15 protein-coding genes are annotated in these 15087 nt (G+C 70.2%); 4 read left to right on the top strand and 11 right to left on the bottom strand.

What is annotated here, in order from left to right; all coding sequences use genetic code 11:
• Nucleotides 1–7 precede the first annotated feature (7 nt).
• The 8 genes from AVE30378_RS19755 to AVE30378_RS19720 form a co-directional block, all read right to left on the bottom strand.
• Nucleotides 8–679, bottom strand: a complete 672-nt coding sequence (locus tag AVE30378_RS19755) for a CoA-transferase (RefSeq protein ID WP_129242561.1) — start codon at nt 677–679, stop codon at nt 8–10.
• On the bottom strand, nt 676–1344 hold the full coding sequence (locus AVE30378_RS19750) for a 3-oxoacid CoA-transferase subunit A (protein WP_129242560.1): 669 nt from the start codon (nt 1342–1344) through the stop codon (nt 676–678). Before AVE30378_RS19750 ends, AVE30378_RS19755 begins: the two co-directional genes overlap by 4 nt.
• Nucleotides 1341–2219 (bottom strand): MaoC/PaaZ C-terminal domain-containing protein, encoded by an 879-nt coding sequence (locus AVE30378_RS19745; RefSeq protein ID WP_129242559.1) that lies wholly within the window; start codon nt 2217–2219, stop codon nt 1341–1343. The genes AVE30378_RS19750 and AVE30378_RS19745 overlap by 4 nt, the downstream gene beginning before the upstream one ends.
• 7 nt (nt 2220–2226) lie before the next feature.
• The gene (locus AVE30378_RS19740; RefSeq protein ID WP_129242558.1) at nt 2227–3132 is read right to left on the bottom strand and encodes an SDR family NAD(P)-dependent oxidoreductase; all 906 of its coding nucleotides are present in this window, start codon (nt 3130–3132) and stop codon (nt 2227–2229) included.
• 12 nt (nt 3133–3144) lie between these two features.
• The gene (locus AVE30378_RS19735; RefSeq protein WP_129242557.1) at nt 3145–4311 is read right to left on the bottom strand and encodes an acetyl-CoA acetyltransferase; all 1167 of its coding nucleotides are present in this window, start codon (nt 4309–4311) and stop codon (nt 3145–3147) included.
• Nucleotides 4308–4682, bottom strand: a complete 375-nt coding sequence (locus AVE30378_RS19730) for a Zn-ribbon domain-containing OB-fold protein (RefSeq protein WP_129242556.1) — start codon at nt 4680–4682, stop codon at nt 4308–4310. The genes AVE30378_RS19735 and AVE30378_RS19730 overlap by 4 nt, the downstream gene beginning before the upstream one ends.
• A complete protein-coding gene (locus AVE30378_RS19725) occupies nt 4675–5637 on the bottom strand; it encodes a tripartite tricarboxylate transporter substrate binding protein (RefSeq protein WP_129242555.1) in 963 nt (320 codons plus the stop codon). The genes AVE30378_RS19730 and AVE30378_RS19725 overlap by 8 nt, the downstream gene beginning before the upstream one ends.
• 160 nt (nt 5638–5797) lie before the next feature.
• Nucleotides 5798–6730: a LysR family transcriptional regulator gene (locus AVE30378_RS19720; RefSeq protein ID WP_129242554.1), complete on the bottom strand. Its 933-nt coding sequence runs from the start codon at nt 6728–6730 to the stop codon at nt 5798–5800.
• A gap of 151 nt (nt 6731–6881) precedes the next feature.
• Between AVE30378_RS19720 and AVE30378_RS19715 the strand changes: the two genes are divergently transcribed.
• The 4 genes from AVE30378_RS19715 (at nt 6882) to AVE30378_RS19700 (ending at nt 10874) form a co-directional block, all read left to right on the top strand.
• Nucleotides 6882–7676, top strand: coding sequence for an enoyl-CoA hydratase (locus AVE30378_RS19715; protein ID WP_129242553.1), 795 nt, complete (start codon nt 6882–6884; stop codon nt 7674–7676).
• Nucleotides 7676–8812 carry a CaiB/BaiF CoA transferase family protein gene (locus AVE30378_RS19710; RefSeq protein ID WP_129242552.1) on the top strand — a complete coding sequence of 379 codons (1137 nt, stop codon included), beginning with the start codon at nt 7676–7678 and terminating at the stop codon, nt 8810–8812. The genes AVE30378_RS19715 and AVE30378_RS19710 overlap by 1 nt, the downstream gene beginning before the upstream one ends.
• A gap of 40 nt (nt 8813–8852) precedes the next feature.
• Nucleotides 8853–9764, top strand: coding sequence for a LysR family transcriptional regulator (locus tag AVE30378_RS19705; protein ID WP_129242551.1), 912 nt, complete (start codon nt 8853–8855; stop codon nt 9762–9764).
• 114 nt (nt 9765–9878) lie between these two features.
• Nucleotides 9879–10874 carry a Bug family tripartite tricarboxylate transporter substrate binding protein gene (locus tag AVE30378_RS19700; RefSeq protein ID WP_129242550.1) on the top strand — a complete coding sequence of 332 codons (996 nt, stop codon included), beginning with the start codon at nt 9879–9881 and terminating at the stop codon, nt 10872–10874.
• A 58-nt stretch (nt 10875–10932) separates the two neighbouring features.
• On the opposite strand, the gene AVE30378_RS19695 is transcribed toward AVE30378_RS19700, so the two are convergent.
• The 3 genes from AVE30378_RS19695 to AVE30378_RS19685 form a co-directional block, all read right to left on the bottom strand.
• The gene (locus AVE30378_RS19695) at nt 10933–12114 is read right to left on the bottom strand and encodes an acetyl-CoA C-acyltransferase (RefSeq protein ID WP_129242549.1); all 1182 of its coding nucleotides are present in this window, start codon (nt 12112–12114) and stop codon (nt 10933–10935) included.
• 14 nt (nt 12115–12128) lie between these two features.
• A complete protein-coding gene (locus AVE30378_RS19690) occupies nt 12129–14234 on the bottom strand; it encodes a 3-hydroxyacyl-CoA dehydrogenase NAD-binding domain-containing protein (RefSeq protein WP_129242548.1) in 2106 nt (701 codons plus the stop codon).
• A 30-nt stretch (nt 14235–14264) separates the two neighbouring features.
• Nucleotides 14265–15087: acyl-CoA dehydrogenase family protein (locus tag AVE30378_RS19685; RefSeq protein ID WP_129242547.1), on the bottom strand; the 823-nt coding region annotated here is incomplete at its 5' end.

Genomic DNA, 15087 nt, shown 5'->3' with positions numbered 1-15087 from the left:
GGCGGGCTCAGGGAGTGGGAACGTGCAGGACGCGGGGCTCGCCTTCGAAGCGCAGGGGCGCGTCGATCCAGCGGCCCAGTTCCGACGGCGGCAGGCCCTCGACCAGGGCGGTCGGCACGAAGGCCGATTCGCGCACTTCGAAGATGCCGATGTCGGCATAGACGCGGCCGACCACGCCGGCGCCGGTCAGCGGCAGCGTGCAGCGGCCGCGCAGGCGCGGGCGGCCCTCGCGGGTCAGCGCTTCCATCATGACCCAGACGTTGCGCGCGCCCACCGCCAGGTCCATGGCGCCGCCTACCGAGGGCATGGGATCGTCCGCGCCCAGCGACCAGTTCGCCAGGTCGCCGCGGCAGGACACCTCGAAGGCGCCCAGCACGGTGATGTCGATGTGGCCGCCGCGCATGATGGAAAAGGAATACACATGGTCGAAAATGGCCGCGCCTTCGGTGAGCGCGATGGACTGCTTGCTGGCGTTGATGAGGTCGCCGTCGGCGGTCTCGTGGGCTTGCAGCAGGCGCATGCCCAGGATGCCGTTTTCGCTGTGCAGTTGGACGCCGCGCGCCGGGTCCAGGCGGTCGGTGACCAGGGTGGGCATGCCGATGCCCAGGTTGACCACGGCGCCGGCCGGCAGGTCGGCGGCCACCAGGGCGGCCAGGTGGCCGCGTGTCAGTCGTTTCATTGCGGGTTCCCCAATAGCCGGTGGACGAACAGGCTAGGCGTGACGATGGCGTCCGGGTCCAGCGCGCCGCAAGGCAGGATCTCGTCGACCTCCACGATCGTGGTCCTTGCGGCCGTGCACATCACCGGCCCGAAGTTGCGCTGCGCGCGCCGGTACACCAGGTTGCCCAGCCGGTCGGCGCGGTGGGCGCGCACGAAGGCGAAGTCCGCGCGCAGCGGCTCTTCCAGCACATAGCCGCGCCCGCCGACGATGCGGGTTTCCTTGCCCTCGGCCAGTGGCGTGCCGTAGCCCGTGGGCGAGAAGAACGGGCCCATGCCCGCGCCGCCGGCGCGGATGCGCTCGACCAGCGTGCCCTGGGGCATTACCTCCACGGCCAGGCTGCCCGCCTGCGCCCGTTCCCGGATCACGTCATTGCCGGGCATGCGCGGGTAGGAACAGATAATGCGGCTGACCCGGCCGGCGGCGACCAGGGCCAGGAAGCTCGTTTCGCCGGCGCCGGCGTTGTTGTTGATGAGGGTCAGGTCGCGCACGCCCGGCTTGGCCAGCAGGCCGGCCAGCAGGCGCGCGGGAATGCCCGAACCGCCGAAGCCGCCCACGAAAATGGCGGCGCCGGATTCCACGTCGCGCAGGGCGTCCTGCGCGTCGATGCAGGTCTTGTCTTTCATTGTCCGTCCTCCGCTGCCCACGCCGCGCGGCCCTGGGCGCACAGGATGCCGTCCTGGTGGCAGGCCAGCGCCAGCGCTTGCGGGCGGCGCCACAGCGAGACCGCCACGGGCCGGCCGGGATAGACCGGCGCCAGGAAGCGCAGGTCCAGTTCGCCCAGCCGCAGCCCGGGCTGCTGCCGCAAGCCCGGTTCGAGCGCGCGGTTCACCATGCCCAGCAGGGCCGCGCCGTGCAGGATGGGCCGCGTGTAGCCGGCCTGGCGCGCGCTGGCCGGATCCACGTGCAAGGGATTGCGGTCGGCGTTCAGGCGATACAGCGCGGCCTGGTTGCGGCTGGTGGGCAGGACGACGACGCTGTCGGCGGGCGTGTCGGGCGGCGCCGGGATGGCCGCGGGCAGGGCGTCGTTCAAGGCGGCGTCGCCGCCCGAGTAGCCGCCGTCGCCGCGGCAGATGTTCAACTGTTCAATGACGGCGAGGTCCAGGCCCGTGGCGGCGTCGCTCAGCGTGCGCCGGGTCACGACGAAGGCGCCGGGGCGCTTGTCGGCGACGTGGCTGACTTCCATCCGGCAGACGGCCTCGCCGCGCGCGGGCAGGGGCCTGACGAATCGCATGCGCTGTTCGCCGTGCACGACCCGGCGCCAGTCCACGCCATGGCGCGCATCGCGCATCCAGAAGCCGGGGTAGGCCAGCACGGCGGCCATGGCGGGCAGGGCGCGCAGGCCCTGCTCGTAGATGAACTGCGTTTCCTCGCCCACGGGTCCGTCTTCCGCCAGGCCCGCGCCCACGCCCAGGGCATAGAGGATGCAGTCATCCTCGCCATAGGCTTGGCGTTCGGCCTCGAAGACGTGGGACTTCAAGCGGTGATAGTCCAGCGCCATGGCCGCCTCAGACGGGATCCCAGGCGAACACCTGGGCCGAGGTGTCCAGCGGCATGAACGAGGCGCGCAGCGCCGCCATGCCGTGCTCGGCGATGCTCTCGGCGGTCCAGCCGTCGGAGCGGTGCACCGAGCGCACCGGACGCGACTGGCTCATGAGGAAGATCTCGTTCAGGCGGATGGCGAAGACCTGCCCCGATACCTCGGCCGAGGCGTCGGAGGCCAGATAGCAGATGAGCGGCGCGATGGTTTCCGGCCCCATCCGCCGGATCTTCTCCACGTGGCGCGCCTGTTCTTCGGTCTTGGCCGGAATGGTCTCCGTCATGCGGCTCCAGGCCAGCGGGGCGATGCAGTTCGAACGCACGCCGAACGCGGCCATGTCCAGCGCCATGGCCTTGGACAGGCCCACGATGCCGAGCTTGGCGGCGCAGTAGTTGGCCTGGCCGCGGTTGCCGATGACGGCCGAATTGGACGTCATGTTGATCAGGCTGCCGCCGCCCTGTTCGCGGAAGTGGCGGGCGGCCGCGTGACTGAGGTTGAAGCAGCCGTACAGGTGCACCTTGACCACGGCGTCGAAGTCCTCGGGGGTGAGGCGGTGGAACATCTTGTCGCGCACGATGCCGGCGTTGTTCACCACGGCGTCGACCCGGCCGTAGGTGTCGGCCGCGGCCTCGATAATGCGCTGCGCGCTGGCGTACTCGGCCACCGAATCGCCGTTGGCGATGGCCTCGCCGCCGGCGGCGCGGATTTCCTCCACCACCTGCGTAGCGGTGCTCTGCGACGCGCTCGTGCCGTCCAGCGACACGTTCAGGTCGTTGACGACCACGCGGGCGCCCTGCGCGGCCAGGGCCAGCGCGGCGGCGCGGCCGATGCCATTGGCCGCGCCGGTGACGACGACCACTTTTCCTTCCAGCATTTCGAGTCTCCTTCAGTCCATCCAATTGGTCAGCACGGTCGTGGCCTGGGCGCTCAGCACCCCGCCGTTGCCGTGCACGAGCGCCGTGCGGGCCCGCTTCACCTGCCGTTCGCCGCATTCGCCGCGCAGTTGCCGCACGGCTTCCACCAGGCCGAACATGCTGTACATGCCGGGGTGCACGCAGGACAGCCCGCCGCCGTTGGTGTTCACCGGCAACTCGCCGCCGGGGGCGATGCGGCCGCCGGACACGAAGGCGCCGCCTTCGCCCTTGCGGCAGAACCCCATGTCTTCCAGGAACAGGATGGGGTTGATGGTGAAGGCGTCATAGAGCTGCACCAGGTCGATGTCGGCCAGCGACACCCCGGCCCTCTCGCGCGCCTGGCCGGCGCTTTCTCCGGCGACGGTGCGCGTCAGGTCGGCCATGCAGGCGATCTGCCGGTGCGAATGCGCCATGGCCGTTCCCAGCACGTAGACGGGGCGGGCCGTCTCGGCGCGCTCGGCCGCGGTCACGACGATGGCGCCCGCGCCATCGGTCACCAGGCAGCAGTCGCGCGCGGTCAGCGGCGAGGAAATCATGCGCGCCGACAGCACTTCGTCGATGGAGAGCGGGTCGCGCTTGTAGGCTTCCGGATTCAGCCGCGCCCAGGCGCGCGCGGCCACGGCCACTTCGGCCAGTTGTTCGCGGGTGGTGCCGTATTCATGCATGTGGCGGCGCGTCGCCAGCGCGTAGCTGGTCGGCGGATTGAAGGGCTGGAACGGCTCTTCGTACGGAAACGGATCCAGCCGCGCGCGGGCGCCGGAGGTCGCCGAGACGCCGTTGCCACCGCGCGGCGCGGCGCCGTAGGCGATCACGATATTGCGGCACAGGCCGGCCTGGATGGCCGCCGCGGCCATCAACAGGTGGCCGACGAAAGAAGCGCCGCCGATCTGGGTGCTGTCCATGAAGCGCGGAAACACGCCCAGGTATTCGGCCAGCTTGTTCAGCCACATCGAAGAGGACAGGCTGGCGCTCATCAGGCCGTCGATATCCTCCATGCGCAGCCCCGCGTCCCGCACCGCCGCGTGCACCGCCAGCGAGGAGATCTCCAGGTCGTTCAGGCCGCCGGCGTCGCCGATGCCGGCCGTGGCGCAGCCGGTGATGGCGATCGCGCCGCGCAGGCTTTTGTTCCAGTCCGTCATGAGGCCTCCGGTTCGAACACGACGCGGGCGCGCTGCGGGTCGGGCCGGGCCGTCAGCCGCATGCCGATGCGCGGCGCTTCGGGCCCGAGCAGCGTGGACATCATGCGAAATCCTTCGTCCATGTCGGCCAGGATGACGTTGCGCGCGGGCGCCTGCGGCGTGGCGGGGATCTCCGAATAGGAATAGAGCGTGGCGCCGGCGCGCATGGGGCGCCAGGCATATTCCTGGGAACGGCAATGCGCGCAGTGCGTGCGCGGGAAAAAGAAGGCGCGTCCGCAACTGCGGCAGACCTGCACTTCCAGCCGCCCCGCGCGCAGCGTTTCGGCGAAGTAGGCTTCCGGCGACGGGGAGCCGTTGCGGGCTTCACTCATCCTTGACCCCGGCCTGCGTGATGACGGCTTGCCACTTGTCCATCTCGTCGCTGACGAACTTCCGGTATTGGGTCAGGTCCATGTCGCCGGGCTCGGAGCCGGTCGAGCGGATGTAGTCCTGGGTCGCCTGCTGCATCACCGCCTTGCGGATTTCGGTGTTCAGGGCCTGGACGATGTCGGCGGGCGTGCCGGCCGGGGCGTAGACGCCCACCCAGGTGTTCAGGTCGAAGCCCTTGTAGCCCAGTTCGTTGAGCGTGGGCACGTCGGGATAGCGGGACTGGCGCTGGGCCGACGCGATGGCCAGCGGGATGATCTTGCCCGATTGCAGATAGGCGTTGGCGGTCACCGACTCCGCCATGCCGAAGGGAACCTGGCCGGAGACCAGGTCCGTCATGGCCGGGCCCGCGCCGCGGTAGGACACGTGCATCAGCGGCAGGCCGCTCTGGGCGCGCAGCAGTTCGCCGACGATATGGGGCGCGCCGCCGGCGCCGGCCGTGCCGTAGGGTACCGAGGGCTGCTTCTGCGCATAGCTCTTGAAGTCGGCGAAGGTCTTGATGCCCTGGTTGGCGTTGACCAGCAGGAAGTTGGGGCTGACCGCCAGCAGGGCGATGGGCTCGAAGTCCTTGCGCGCGTCGTAGGGCAGCTTCTTGATGACGGGGTTGATCACATGGCTGGTCGCGCCCACCAGCACGGTGTAGCCGTCCGGCTTTTGCCGCGAGACGTATTCGGTGGCGATCTGGCCCGTGGCCCCCGGCTTGTTTTCCACCACGAAGGGCTTGCCCAGGCGGGTCTGTAGATCGGCGGCGATGCGGCGGGTCAGGATGTCGGTCATGCCGCCGGGGGCATAGGCTACGACCAGTGTCACGGGCTTGGCGGGATAGCCTTCGGCGGCGGCGATGGCGGGAACGGCTGCGAGCAGCGTCAATAGCTGCTTCAGGCGGGACTTCATTTTCATGCGGGGTCTCCTCGTCCTGCGGGCATGTCTGCCCGGCTTGGTTATGGTGTCGAGGGACCGTCTCGGGGCGCGTGGCGGGCCGCCTGCCTGGCGGGCCTCGACGCGTCAATGATGGAATCGGCTCATCATTCCAACAATTGATTAATTGTCATGAAGGCATTCATAAAAGCGATGAATCGCCGGCGGACGCGGGCTGGCCCAGTCCGTCCAGATGCGCTTCGAACTCGGCCAGGAATGCCGCGGCGGCGCGCGGCAGAAGGTGGCCGGCGCGGCGCAGGATGGACAGTTCGTGCAGGGCCTGGGGCTCGTCGGCGATGCACAGGGCGCGCAGGCCCATTTCCTCGCAGACGCTGCGCACATAGCCGGGCATGACCGTGATGCCCATGCCGCCGCGGATCATGGCGAAGGCGGTGGTCAGGCTGCCGGTCTGCGCCACGCTGCGCACCGCCAGGCCCCGGTCCAGCAGGATCTGGTCCATCTTGCGGCGCACGGCGTAGGTGCCGCGCAGCAGGATGTGGGGATAGCGGGCCAGATCGCGCCAGCGCGCCTGCCCGGCGGCGGCCAGGGGGTGGCCGGACGGCACCACGGCGTACATGGGGCCGCGGTAGGCGACGCGGCAATCCAGCCGGGGGTCCTGGCTTTCGACCGCCACCAGGCCCAGGTCGGCCTTGCCGTGCAGCACGTGTTCGGTGGCTTCGTCGCCGGTAAGCTCGTGCAGGTCGAAGACGATGTTGGGATGCCTTCCGTGGAACCGCGCCACCACCGGCGCCACCAGCGTATGCATCATGATGGGCGAGGCGGCGATGGACACCTCGCCGCGCTCCAGCCCCGCCAGGCTGCTCAGGCTGCGTTCGGCCGCGCGCAGCGATCCGAAGGCTTCCTGCGCATAGGCGTACAGCTCCGCGGTGCCCTCCAACAGCTCCACGCCGCGGGCGGAGCGTTCGAACAGCGCCAGCCCGACGGCCCTTTCCAGTTCGGAGCACAGTTTGCTGACGGTGGACTGCGTCAGGTTCAGCGCCTCGGCGGCGCGGGTGAAATTCTTCAGTTCGCAGACGGCGCAGAAGGCCCGGAGCTGGCGCAGCGTGATGCCCATGGTACGACTCCCGCAAGAGGCGGCTATCGTACCCAAGTCGTCCACGGTTTTATTACTTATTCCGTTATGGACTTATTCTATGAAAATTACTCGTTTGTTGTGATCAAACGACGCCCGTAGCATCGGTGGCATCACCCTAGCTGGAGCTTCCATGACCGCGCCTATTCCTTCCTTTGCCCACGCCCTCGTGACCCGCGACGACCGGGGCGTCTACACACTGCAGATTCATGACGCCAAGAGCCTGAACATCCTGGCCTCGCCGGTGACGCTCAGCGTGATCGAAGCCGCGCGCTGGATCGCGGCCCAGGACGACGCCCGCGCGGTCGTCATCCGCGGCACCGGCGACAGGGCCTTCGTGGGCGGCGCCAACATCTATGAAATGGCCGAACTGGACCCGCAGGGCGCGCGCGAGTTCATCACGCGCCTGCGCGACCTCTGCGACGCGGTGGCCGCGATCCCGGTTCCCACCGTCGCCCGCATTCCGGGCTTCTGCCTGGGCGCCGGCATGGAACTGGCCGCGGCCTGCGACATCCGCCTGGGATCGGCGGACGCGGTCTTCGGCATGCCGGAGGTGCGCGTGGGCATTCCGTCGGTGATCCACGCGGTGCTGCTTCCGGCGATCATCGGCCCCGGCCCGACCAACTGGCTGCTCCTGACCGGAGAGACGGTGAACGCGGCGCAGGCCTCGCAATGGGGATTCCTGGAGTTCGTGAGCGCCACGGGTGAACTGGACGCGCTGGTCGAACGCACGGTGGCGCCCATCGCGGAAAGCGGCCCGCTCGCCGTGCGCTCGCAGAAGGCCCTGCTGCGCTACTGGAGCGAGTCCACGGTGGAGGCCGGGCTGGACCGCAGCGTGGCGGCCTTCGGCGAGGCGTTCACCACCGACGAGCCGCGCCGCTACATGGCGCCCTTCGTCAACCGCAAAAAGCACCAGGAGGCCAAGTAATGGCCGGCCCGCTCGCGGGCGTGCGCGTCATCGACATGACCTCGGTGGCCATGGGCCCCTACGCCACGCAGATCCTGGCCGACATGGGGGCGGAGGTCGTCAAGGTGGAGGCGCCCGAAGGCGATGTGTTCCGCACGTCGGCGCCGGCCGCGCATGCGGGCATGGGGCCGGCCTATCTCAACCTCAACCGCAACAAGTACAGCGTGACGCTGGACGCCAAGGCGCCGGCCGACCGCGAAAGCCTGTTGGCGCTGATCGACGGCGCCGACGTTTTCGTCTCGAACGTCCGTCCGGCGGCCCTGGCGCGGCTAGGGCTGGACGCGGCCTCGCTGTGCGCGCGCAACCCGCGCCTCATTTACTGCTCGGCGGTGGGCTTCGGCCAGGACGGCCCCTACGCGGCGCGCCCGGCATTCGACGACATCATCCAGGCGATGAGCGGGCTGGCCGATCTGCAAGGCCGCAACAGCGGGGCGCCCGCCTACGTGAACACCATCCTCGCCGACAAGGTGGCGGGCCTGACGCTGGCCTACGCCATCCCCATGGCGCTGTACGAGCGCGAGCGCTCGGGGCAGGGGCAGGCCATCGAGGTCCCCATGTTCGAAACGCTGGTTTCGTTCACGCTGGTCGAGCACATGAGCGGCCACAGCTTCATCCCGCCGCTGGGGCCCATGGGCTACAGCCGCGTGCTGTCGCCGCAGCGGCGCCCCTACCGCACGCGCGACGGCTACCTGGCCCTGCTGCCCTACACCGACGCGCAATGGCGGCGTTTCTTCGCCCTGGCCGAGCGCCCCGACTTGGCGGCGGACGCGCGCTACGTCGATGCCGCGGCGCGCGCCCGGCATTTCGACGAGCTGTACCAGGACCTGGCCGACATCGTCGCGCTGCGCGGCACGCAGGAGTGGCTGGCGCTGCTGGCGGAGGCGGACATTCCGCATTCGCCGGTGAATACGCCGGAAGCCCTGTTCGACGACCCCCACCTGAAGGCGACCGGCTTCTTCCAGCAAGTGGAACATCCGACCGAGGGGCCCCTGATGGCCGCGGGCATCCCGGTGCGCTTTTCGCGCACGCCGGGGGAAATCGGCCGTCCGGCGCCGCGCCAGGACGCCGATCGCGATATGCTCCCGGTTGGGCGCTGAGGCAGGCATGGCCGGAGAGCGCCAGGCGGCGACTTCGACCATGAACATCACTCTCAAGCAATTGCGCGTTTTCTGCGCGCTCTACGAACTGCGCAGTTTCACGGCGGCCGCCCGGGCGGCCTTCGTGACCCAGTCGGCCGTCAGCAAGCTCTGCGCCGAACTGGAGGCCGAGGTCGGCCAGCCGCTGTTCGAGCGTTCCACGCGCAGCGTCACGCCGTGCGACGGCGCGGCGGATTTCTACGCCTACGCGCAGGAAATCCTCGGCACCGTGCGCGCCGCCGAGCGCAGCATGTCGGGCCTGCGGACGCTGGAGCGAGGCACGGTGGGGGTGGCCACGTCCCCCCTCATGATGGTCGGCCTGCTGGGGGACGTGGTGGCGGATTATCACCGCGCGCATCCGAGCGTGAAGCTGGACCTCTTCGAATTGTCGACCGACGACACCTTCGAACACGTGCGCAACGGGCGCGCCGATTTCGGCATCGTCTCGGTCGAGACGCCGTCGGACGAACTGGCCACGCGCGTCATCTACCGCGACACCATGTTTGCCGTGTGCGCGCCGCGCCACGCGCTGACGCGCAAGCGTTCGGTGTCGTGGGCCGACGTCGCCGCCCACGACCACATCATGCTGCGCAACGTGTACAGCGTGCGCCGCAGCCTGGACCGGGTCGCGGCCGACCTGAACCTGGAATTCCGTTACCGCATCGAGGCGGGCATGCTGATATCCGCGCTGAAACTCGTGGGCGCCGGCCTGGGCATTACCGTCGTGCCCGGCTATGCCTGCGATCTGGCGCGCCAGCTCGGCCTGCGCATCCTGCCCATCGACGGCGCCCGCAGGCACGGGCACGAGCTCTGGCTGATCCAGCGCCGCAACGCGCGCCTGTCGCTGGCGGCGTCGGCTTTCCTGCAGGCCACCGAGGACTACCTGCGCCTGCGGCAGGCTGAGGGCGATTGATCCCGGTTTGGAATAAGTCTATGAAAATTAGTCCCTTGTTGGGATAAGCGGGGCGCAAGCATCATACGGGTTGAATTGAAGAGGCCGACCCGCGGCCCCTGACAGGAGACAAGCATGACTCAACCGTTCGGCGCGCGCCGCCGCCTGCTGGCCGCCGGCAGCCTCACCGTCCTGACCGCGTTCGCTGGCGCATTGCCCGCCGGCGCGGCGCAGGCCCAGCCGGCCTATCCGGACAAGCCCATCACCATCGTCGTGCCGTTCTCGCCGGGCAGCGCCACCGACACCAGCGCGCGCATCATCGCCGAAAAGCTCGGCCCGCGCCTGAACGTCCCGGTCGTGATCGAGAACAAGCCCGGCGCGTCCGGCACCATCGGCTCGTCGTTCACCGCGCGCGCCCAGCCCGACGGCTACACGCTGATCCTGACCAGCAGCTCGACGCATTCGGCGACCCCGGCGCTGTTCCGCAAGCTGCCGTTCGACCCCACCGGCGACTTCATCCACGTCATCCGCATCGCCACCATCCCGATGATGCTGGTGGTGCGCGAGGACGCGCCGTACAAGTCGCTGCAGGAACTGGTCAAGGCCACGCAGGCCAAGCCCCTGAACTACGCCTACGGCTCGCCCACCAGCCAGATCGCCGGCGCCACGTTCAATACCGTGGCCGGCGCGGCCGCCAATGGCGTGCCGTACAAGAGCCAGCCGCCCGCCGTGACCGACCTGCTGGGCGGCCACGTGGATTACCTGTTCGCCGACCTGTCCGTCGTCACGTCGTTCATGCAGGCCGGAAAGCTGCGCGGGCTGGCCTACACCGGCCACGAACGCGCCAAGGCGTTCCCGGACGTTCCGACGCTGGCCGAACTGGGCTACAAGAACTTCGACCTGGTCGTCTGGGTCGGGGTCGCCGCGCCGGCCAAAACGTCCGACGCGATCGTGCAGAAGTTGAACCAGGAAGTCGCCGCCATCCTGCGCGAACCCGACGTTCTTCAGCGCTTCGAATCGCTGGGCATGCAGGTGTCGCCCAATACCGTCGCCGAACACCAGGCTTTCGCGCAGTCGCAGCGCAAGGTCTGGACGCAGCGCGCGATCGACGCGAAGATCGAGCCGCAATAAAGAACCGCACGCGGAAAAAAAACGGAGCGGCCCCGGCCGCTCCGTTTTGCTTGGGCGTTCAGAATATCTCGAACAATCCTGCCGCGCCCATGCCGCCGCCCACGCACATGGTGACCACGGCGAACCGGGCGCCGCGCCGCTTGCCTTCCAGGAGCACGTGCCCCGTAAGGCGGGCGCCGGTCACGCCGAAGGGATGGCCCACAGAAATCGAGCCGCCGTTCACGTTGAGCCGGTCCATCGGGATGCCAAGACGGCGCTGGCAATAGAGGGCCTGGGAAGCGAAGGCCTCGTTGAGTTCCCAGAGGTCGATGTCCTCGACCTTGAGGCCATGGCGCTCCAGCAGGCGGGGCACGGCGTAGACCGGGCCTATTCCCATTTCGTCGGGGGCGCAGCCCGCCACGGCCATGCCGCGGAACGCGCCCAGCGGTTCGAGATTGGCGCGCTCGGCGTCGCGGGCTTCCATCAGCACGCAGGCGGCGGCGCCGTCGGCCAGTTGCGAGGCGTTGCCCGCGGTGACGAACTTGTCCGGACCCATGATGGGCGCCAGGCCCGCCAGGCCGTCGGCGGTGGTCGAGGGGCGGTTGCAGTTGTCGGCGCTGACGGTGACTTCTTCCTGGCGCGTGGCGCCGGTTGCCTTGTCCGTGATCTGCATGGCGGCCCGAACGGCGATGATTTCGGCGTCGAAGCGGCCTTCGCGCTGGGCCGCCGCCGTCAACTGCTGGCTGCGTAGGGCGAACGCGTCCTGGTCTTCGCGGCTGATGCCGTAGCGCTGCGCGACGATGTCGGCGGTGGCGATCATGGGCAGGTAGAGTTCGGGCAACTGCGACTGGAGCCAGCCGTCGATGCCGCTCACGCCGTCGTCGCGCGTGCGCAGCAGCGAGCAGCTTTCCACGCCGCCGGCGATGACGGGGCCTGAATGGCCCATGACCACGCGGGCGGCGGCGTCGGCCACGGCCTGCAGGCCGGAGGCGCAGAAGCGGTTGACGGTGGCGCCCGCGACGCTTTGGGGCAGTCCGGCGCGCAGCGCCGCCTGGCGGGCCACGTTGCGGCCGGTGGTGCCTTCCGGATAGCCGCAGCCCAGGACCACGTCCTCGATGCTGTCCGGATCCACGCCGGCGCGCTCGACGGCGGCCCGGACGGCGTGGGCGGCCAGGGTGGGGCCCTGGGTGATGTTGAATTCGCCGCGCCCGGCCTTGGTGAGCGGGGTGCGCGCGGTGGAGACGATGACGGCTTCTCGCATGATGGGGCGATTCCTCAGGGTTGTCGATTCAGCTTGCCGAAGGTCGAGCCTTCGCGGGCCAGGCGCCGCAGCAGTTCCGAGGGGGCCCAGAACCCGGGGTCTTCCTTGGCATAGGATTCCAGATCGGCCAGGATGGCCGGCAGGCCGGCATCGTCGGCGTATTTCATGGGGCCGCCGCGCCAGCGCGGAAAGCCGTAGCCATTGACCAGGGCGGCGTCGATGTCCGCCGGCCGCAGCGCGATGCCGTCTTCCAGGACCTTGGCGGCCTCGTTGACGAGGGCGGCCATATAGCGCCGCACGATCTCCTCGTCGCTGAACGGGCGGGCCGCGATGCCGCGGGCGGCGCGCTCGTCGTCGATCAGGGCCAGCACCTCGGGATCGTGCTGGCCGCGCTGGCCGCGTTCGGGATAGCGGTAGTAGCCCCGTCCGGTCTTCTGGCCGAACCAGCCCCGTTCGCACAGCCGGTCGGCCACGCGCACGTAGCGGGCTTCGGGCGGGCGCGTCGCGGCCTTGCGCTTGCGGGTCGCCCAGCCGATGTCGCCGCCGGTGAGGTCGGCCGTGCGGAAGGGGCCCATGGCGTAGCCGAAGCGCTCCAGCGCCTGGTCGATCTGATAGGGCGAAGCGCCGTCCTCCATCATGAAGTTGGCCGCTTCGCGGTAGACGTAGAGAATGCGGTTGCCGATGAAACCGTCGCACACTCCGGCGCGCACCGGCACCTTGCCCAGCCGCCGCGCGAGCGCGAAGCCGGTCGCCACGACGTCGTCGGCGACCTGCCCGGGCACCACGATTTCCAGCAGTTTCATGACGTTGGCGGGCGAGAAGAAATGCAGCCCGATGACGTCCTGGGGGCGCGAGATCCGCCGCGCGAGCTGGTCGATGTCCAGGTAGGAGGTATTGGTGGCCAGGATGGCGCCGGGCCGGCAGACCCGGTCCAGTTCGGCGTAGACCCGGGCCTTGACTTCCATCTCCTCGAACACCGCCTCGACGACCAGGTCGGCCTCGGCCAGCGCGGCGTAGTCGGTCGCCGCGCTCAGCCGGGCCAGGCGCCGCGCGCGCGCCGCCGCATCGAGCCTGCCGGCATCCAACTGCCGCTGGTAGACGCCGCCGATCCGGTCCTGGCCCGCCTGCAGCGAGGCCGCGTCGCGTTCGATCAGCACCACGTCCAGGCCGGCGTCGAGCATGGCCACGGCGATGCCGGCGCCCATGGTGCCGCCGCCCACGACGCCGACCTTCTGGACGGGGCGCGGCCGCGCGGCGCCGGCCGGCGACTTCCCGGCCAGCCTCTCGGCGAAGAACGCGTGGGCCAGGCCGCGGTGCTCGGGGCTGGCCACGCATTGCAGAAAGGCCTCGCGCTCGAACCGCAGGCCCGCTTCCAGGGGCTGTTCCAGCGCGGCCGCTACGCAGTCCAGCAACAGGCGCTGGGCGGGCAGCGCATGGGGTTTCGCGGCCAGGCGTTGGCGTTGCGCCGCCACGGCCGCCAGCCCCGCCTGCCTGCCCGCGTCATCGATCCTGTCCGGGCGCGCCATCGCGCCTTCGCGCAGGGCCCGCGCCTTGCGCACGGCCGCGTCCAGCAGGACGGGCCCGTCGCAGACTTCGTCCAGCAGGCCCAGCGCCAGCGCGGCATTGCCGTCGACGTTGCGGCCCTCCAGCATCAGCGGCAGGGCCGCCTCGGCGCCGATCAGGCGCGGCAGGCGTTGCGTGCCGCCGCCGCCGGGCACCAGCCCGAGCTTGACCTCGGGCAGGCCCAGCCTGGCGTCGGCGGTGCCGACGCGGGCATGCGCGGCCAGCGCCAGTTCCAGGCCGCCGCCCAGCGCCACGCCTTGCAGGGCGGCGACCACCGGCTTGGCGCTGGCCGAGATGAGCAGGGCGACGTCGCCGGCCCAGGGCGGCTGCCGGGGCTGGTCGAACTCCCGGATGTCGGCGCCGGCGCTGAAGTTGCCGCCGGCGCCGTGCAGCACGATGGCCTGCACCGAGGCGTCCAGGGCGGCGGCGTGCAGGGCGTCGTGCAACTGTTGGCGCAGCGCGTGGTCCAGCGTGTTGAGGGGCGGATGGTTCAGGCCGAGCAGCAGGACGCCGTCCTGGCGCGTGGCGTGGATGCGGGTTTGTTCAGGCGTGGGCATGGCGATGCGGGAATGGGAAAAAAGCGGATTTCAGGCGCTGGCGGGCGCGGCAAGGCCGTCGGCCAGCAGGGCGAGATGGTCGTCCTGCGAACCGAAGGCCGCGTCGCAGCACAGCAGCTTGCGGTAGTAGTGCCCGATGGGATATTCGTAGGCCATGCCCATGCCGCCGTGCAACTGGATGGCCTGGCCGCCGACGTGGCGCGCGCTTCGGCCCACCGTGAGCTTGGCCAGGCCGAGGTCGCGGCGCGCCTCGGCGTCGCCCGCGGCGGCGGCATCGGCTCGCAGGGCCGCCAGCAAGGTCATGGAGCGGGCGCGTTCGGCGGCGATCAGCATGTCCACGTAGCGGTGCTGCAGCACTTGCAGCGCCGCCAGCGGCTTGCCGAACTGACTGCGTTCGTGCAGATAGTCGCGGCAGATTTCCAGCGAACGCTCCATGGCGCCCAGGGCGAGGGCGCAGGTGGCCGCCAGGCCGCGGTAGACGGCCCGCAGCAGCAGGGTTTCGGCCGCCGGGCCGCTGGCCAGGCAGGCCGTGGCGGGCGTGTCCTGGAAGACCAGGTCGGCGCTGCGCGTGCCGTCGGCCAATGGGGCGCCGCCGCGGGTCAGGCCGTCGGCGGCGCCGTCCACCAGGAGCAGCGCCACGCCGTCCTCGCCGCGCGCCGCGACCACGAGCCAGTCGGCTTCCGCGCCGTTGTCGACCAGCACCTTGCGGCCGGACAGCAGCCAGGTTTCGCCCCGGCGCTCGGCGCGGGTATCGGCCGGGAGCGGCGCGAAGCCGCGGTCGCTTTCGGTCCAGGCGAGCGCCAGGCTGGCCTGGCCGGAAATCGCGGCCCGCAGGGCGCGCGCCGCCGCCGAG

The organism is Achromobacter veterisilvae, assembly GCF_900496975.1.
Lineage (GTDB): Bacteria > Pseudomonadota > Gammaproteobacteria > Burkholderiales > Burkholderiaceae_B > Achromobacter > Achromobacter veterisilvae.
The sequence above is the reverse complement of the archived record's forward strand: the minus strand, read 5'-3'. Positions and strand labels throughout refer to the sequence as shown.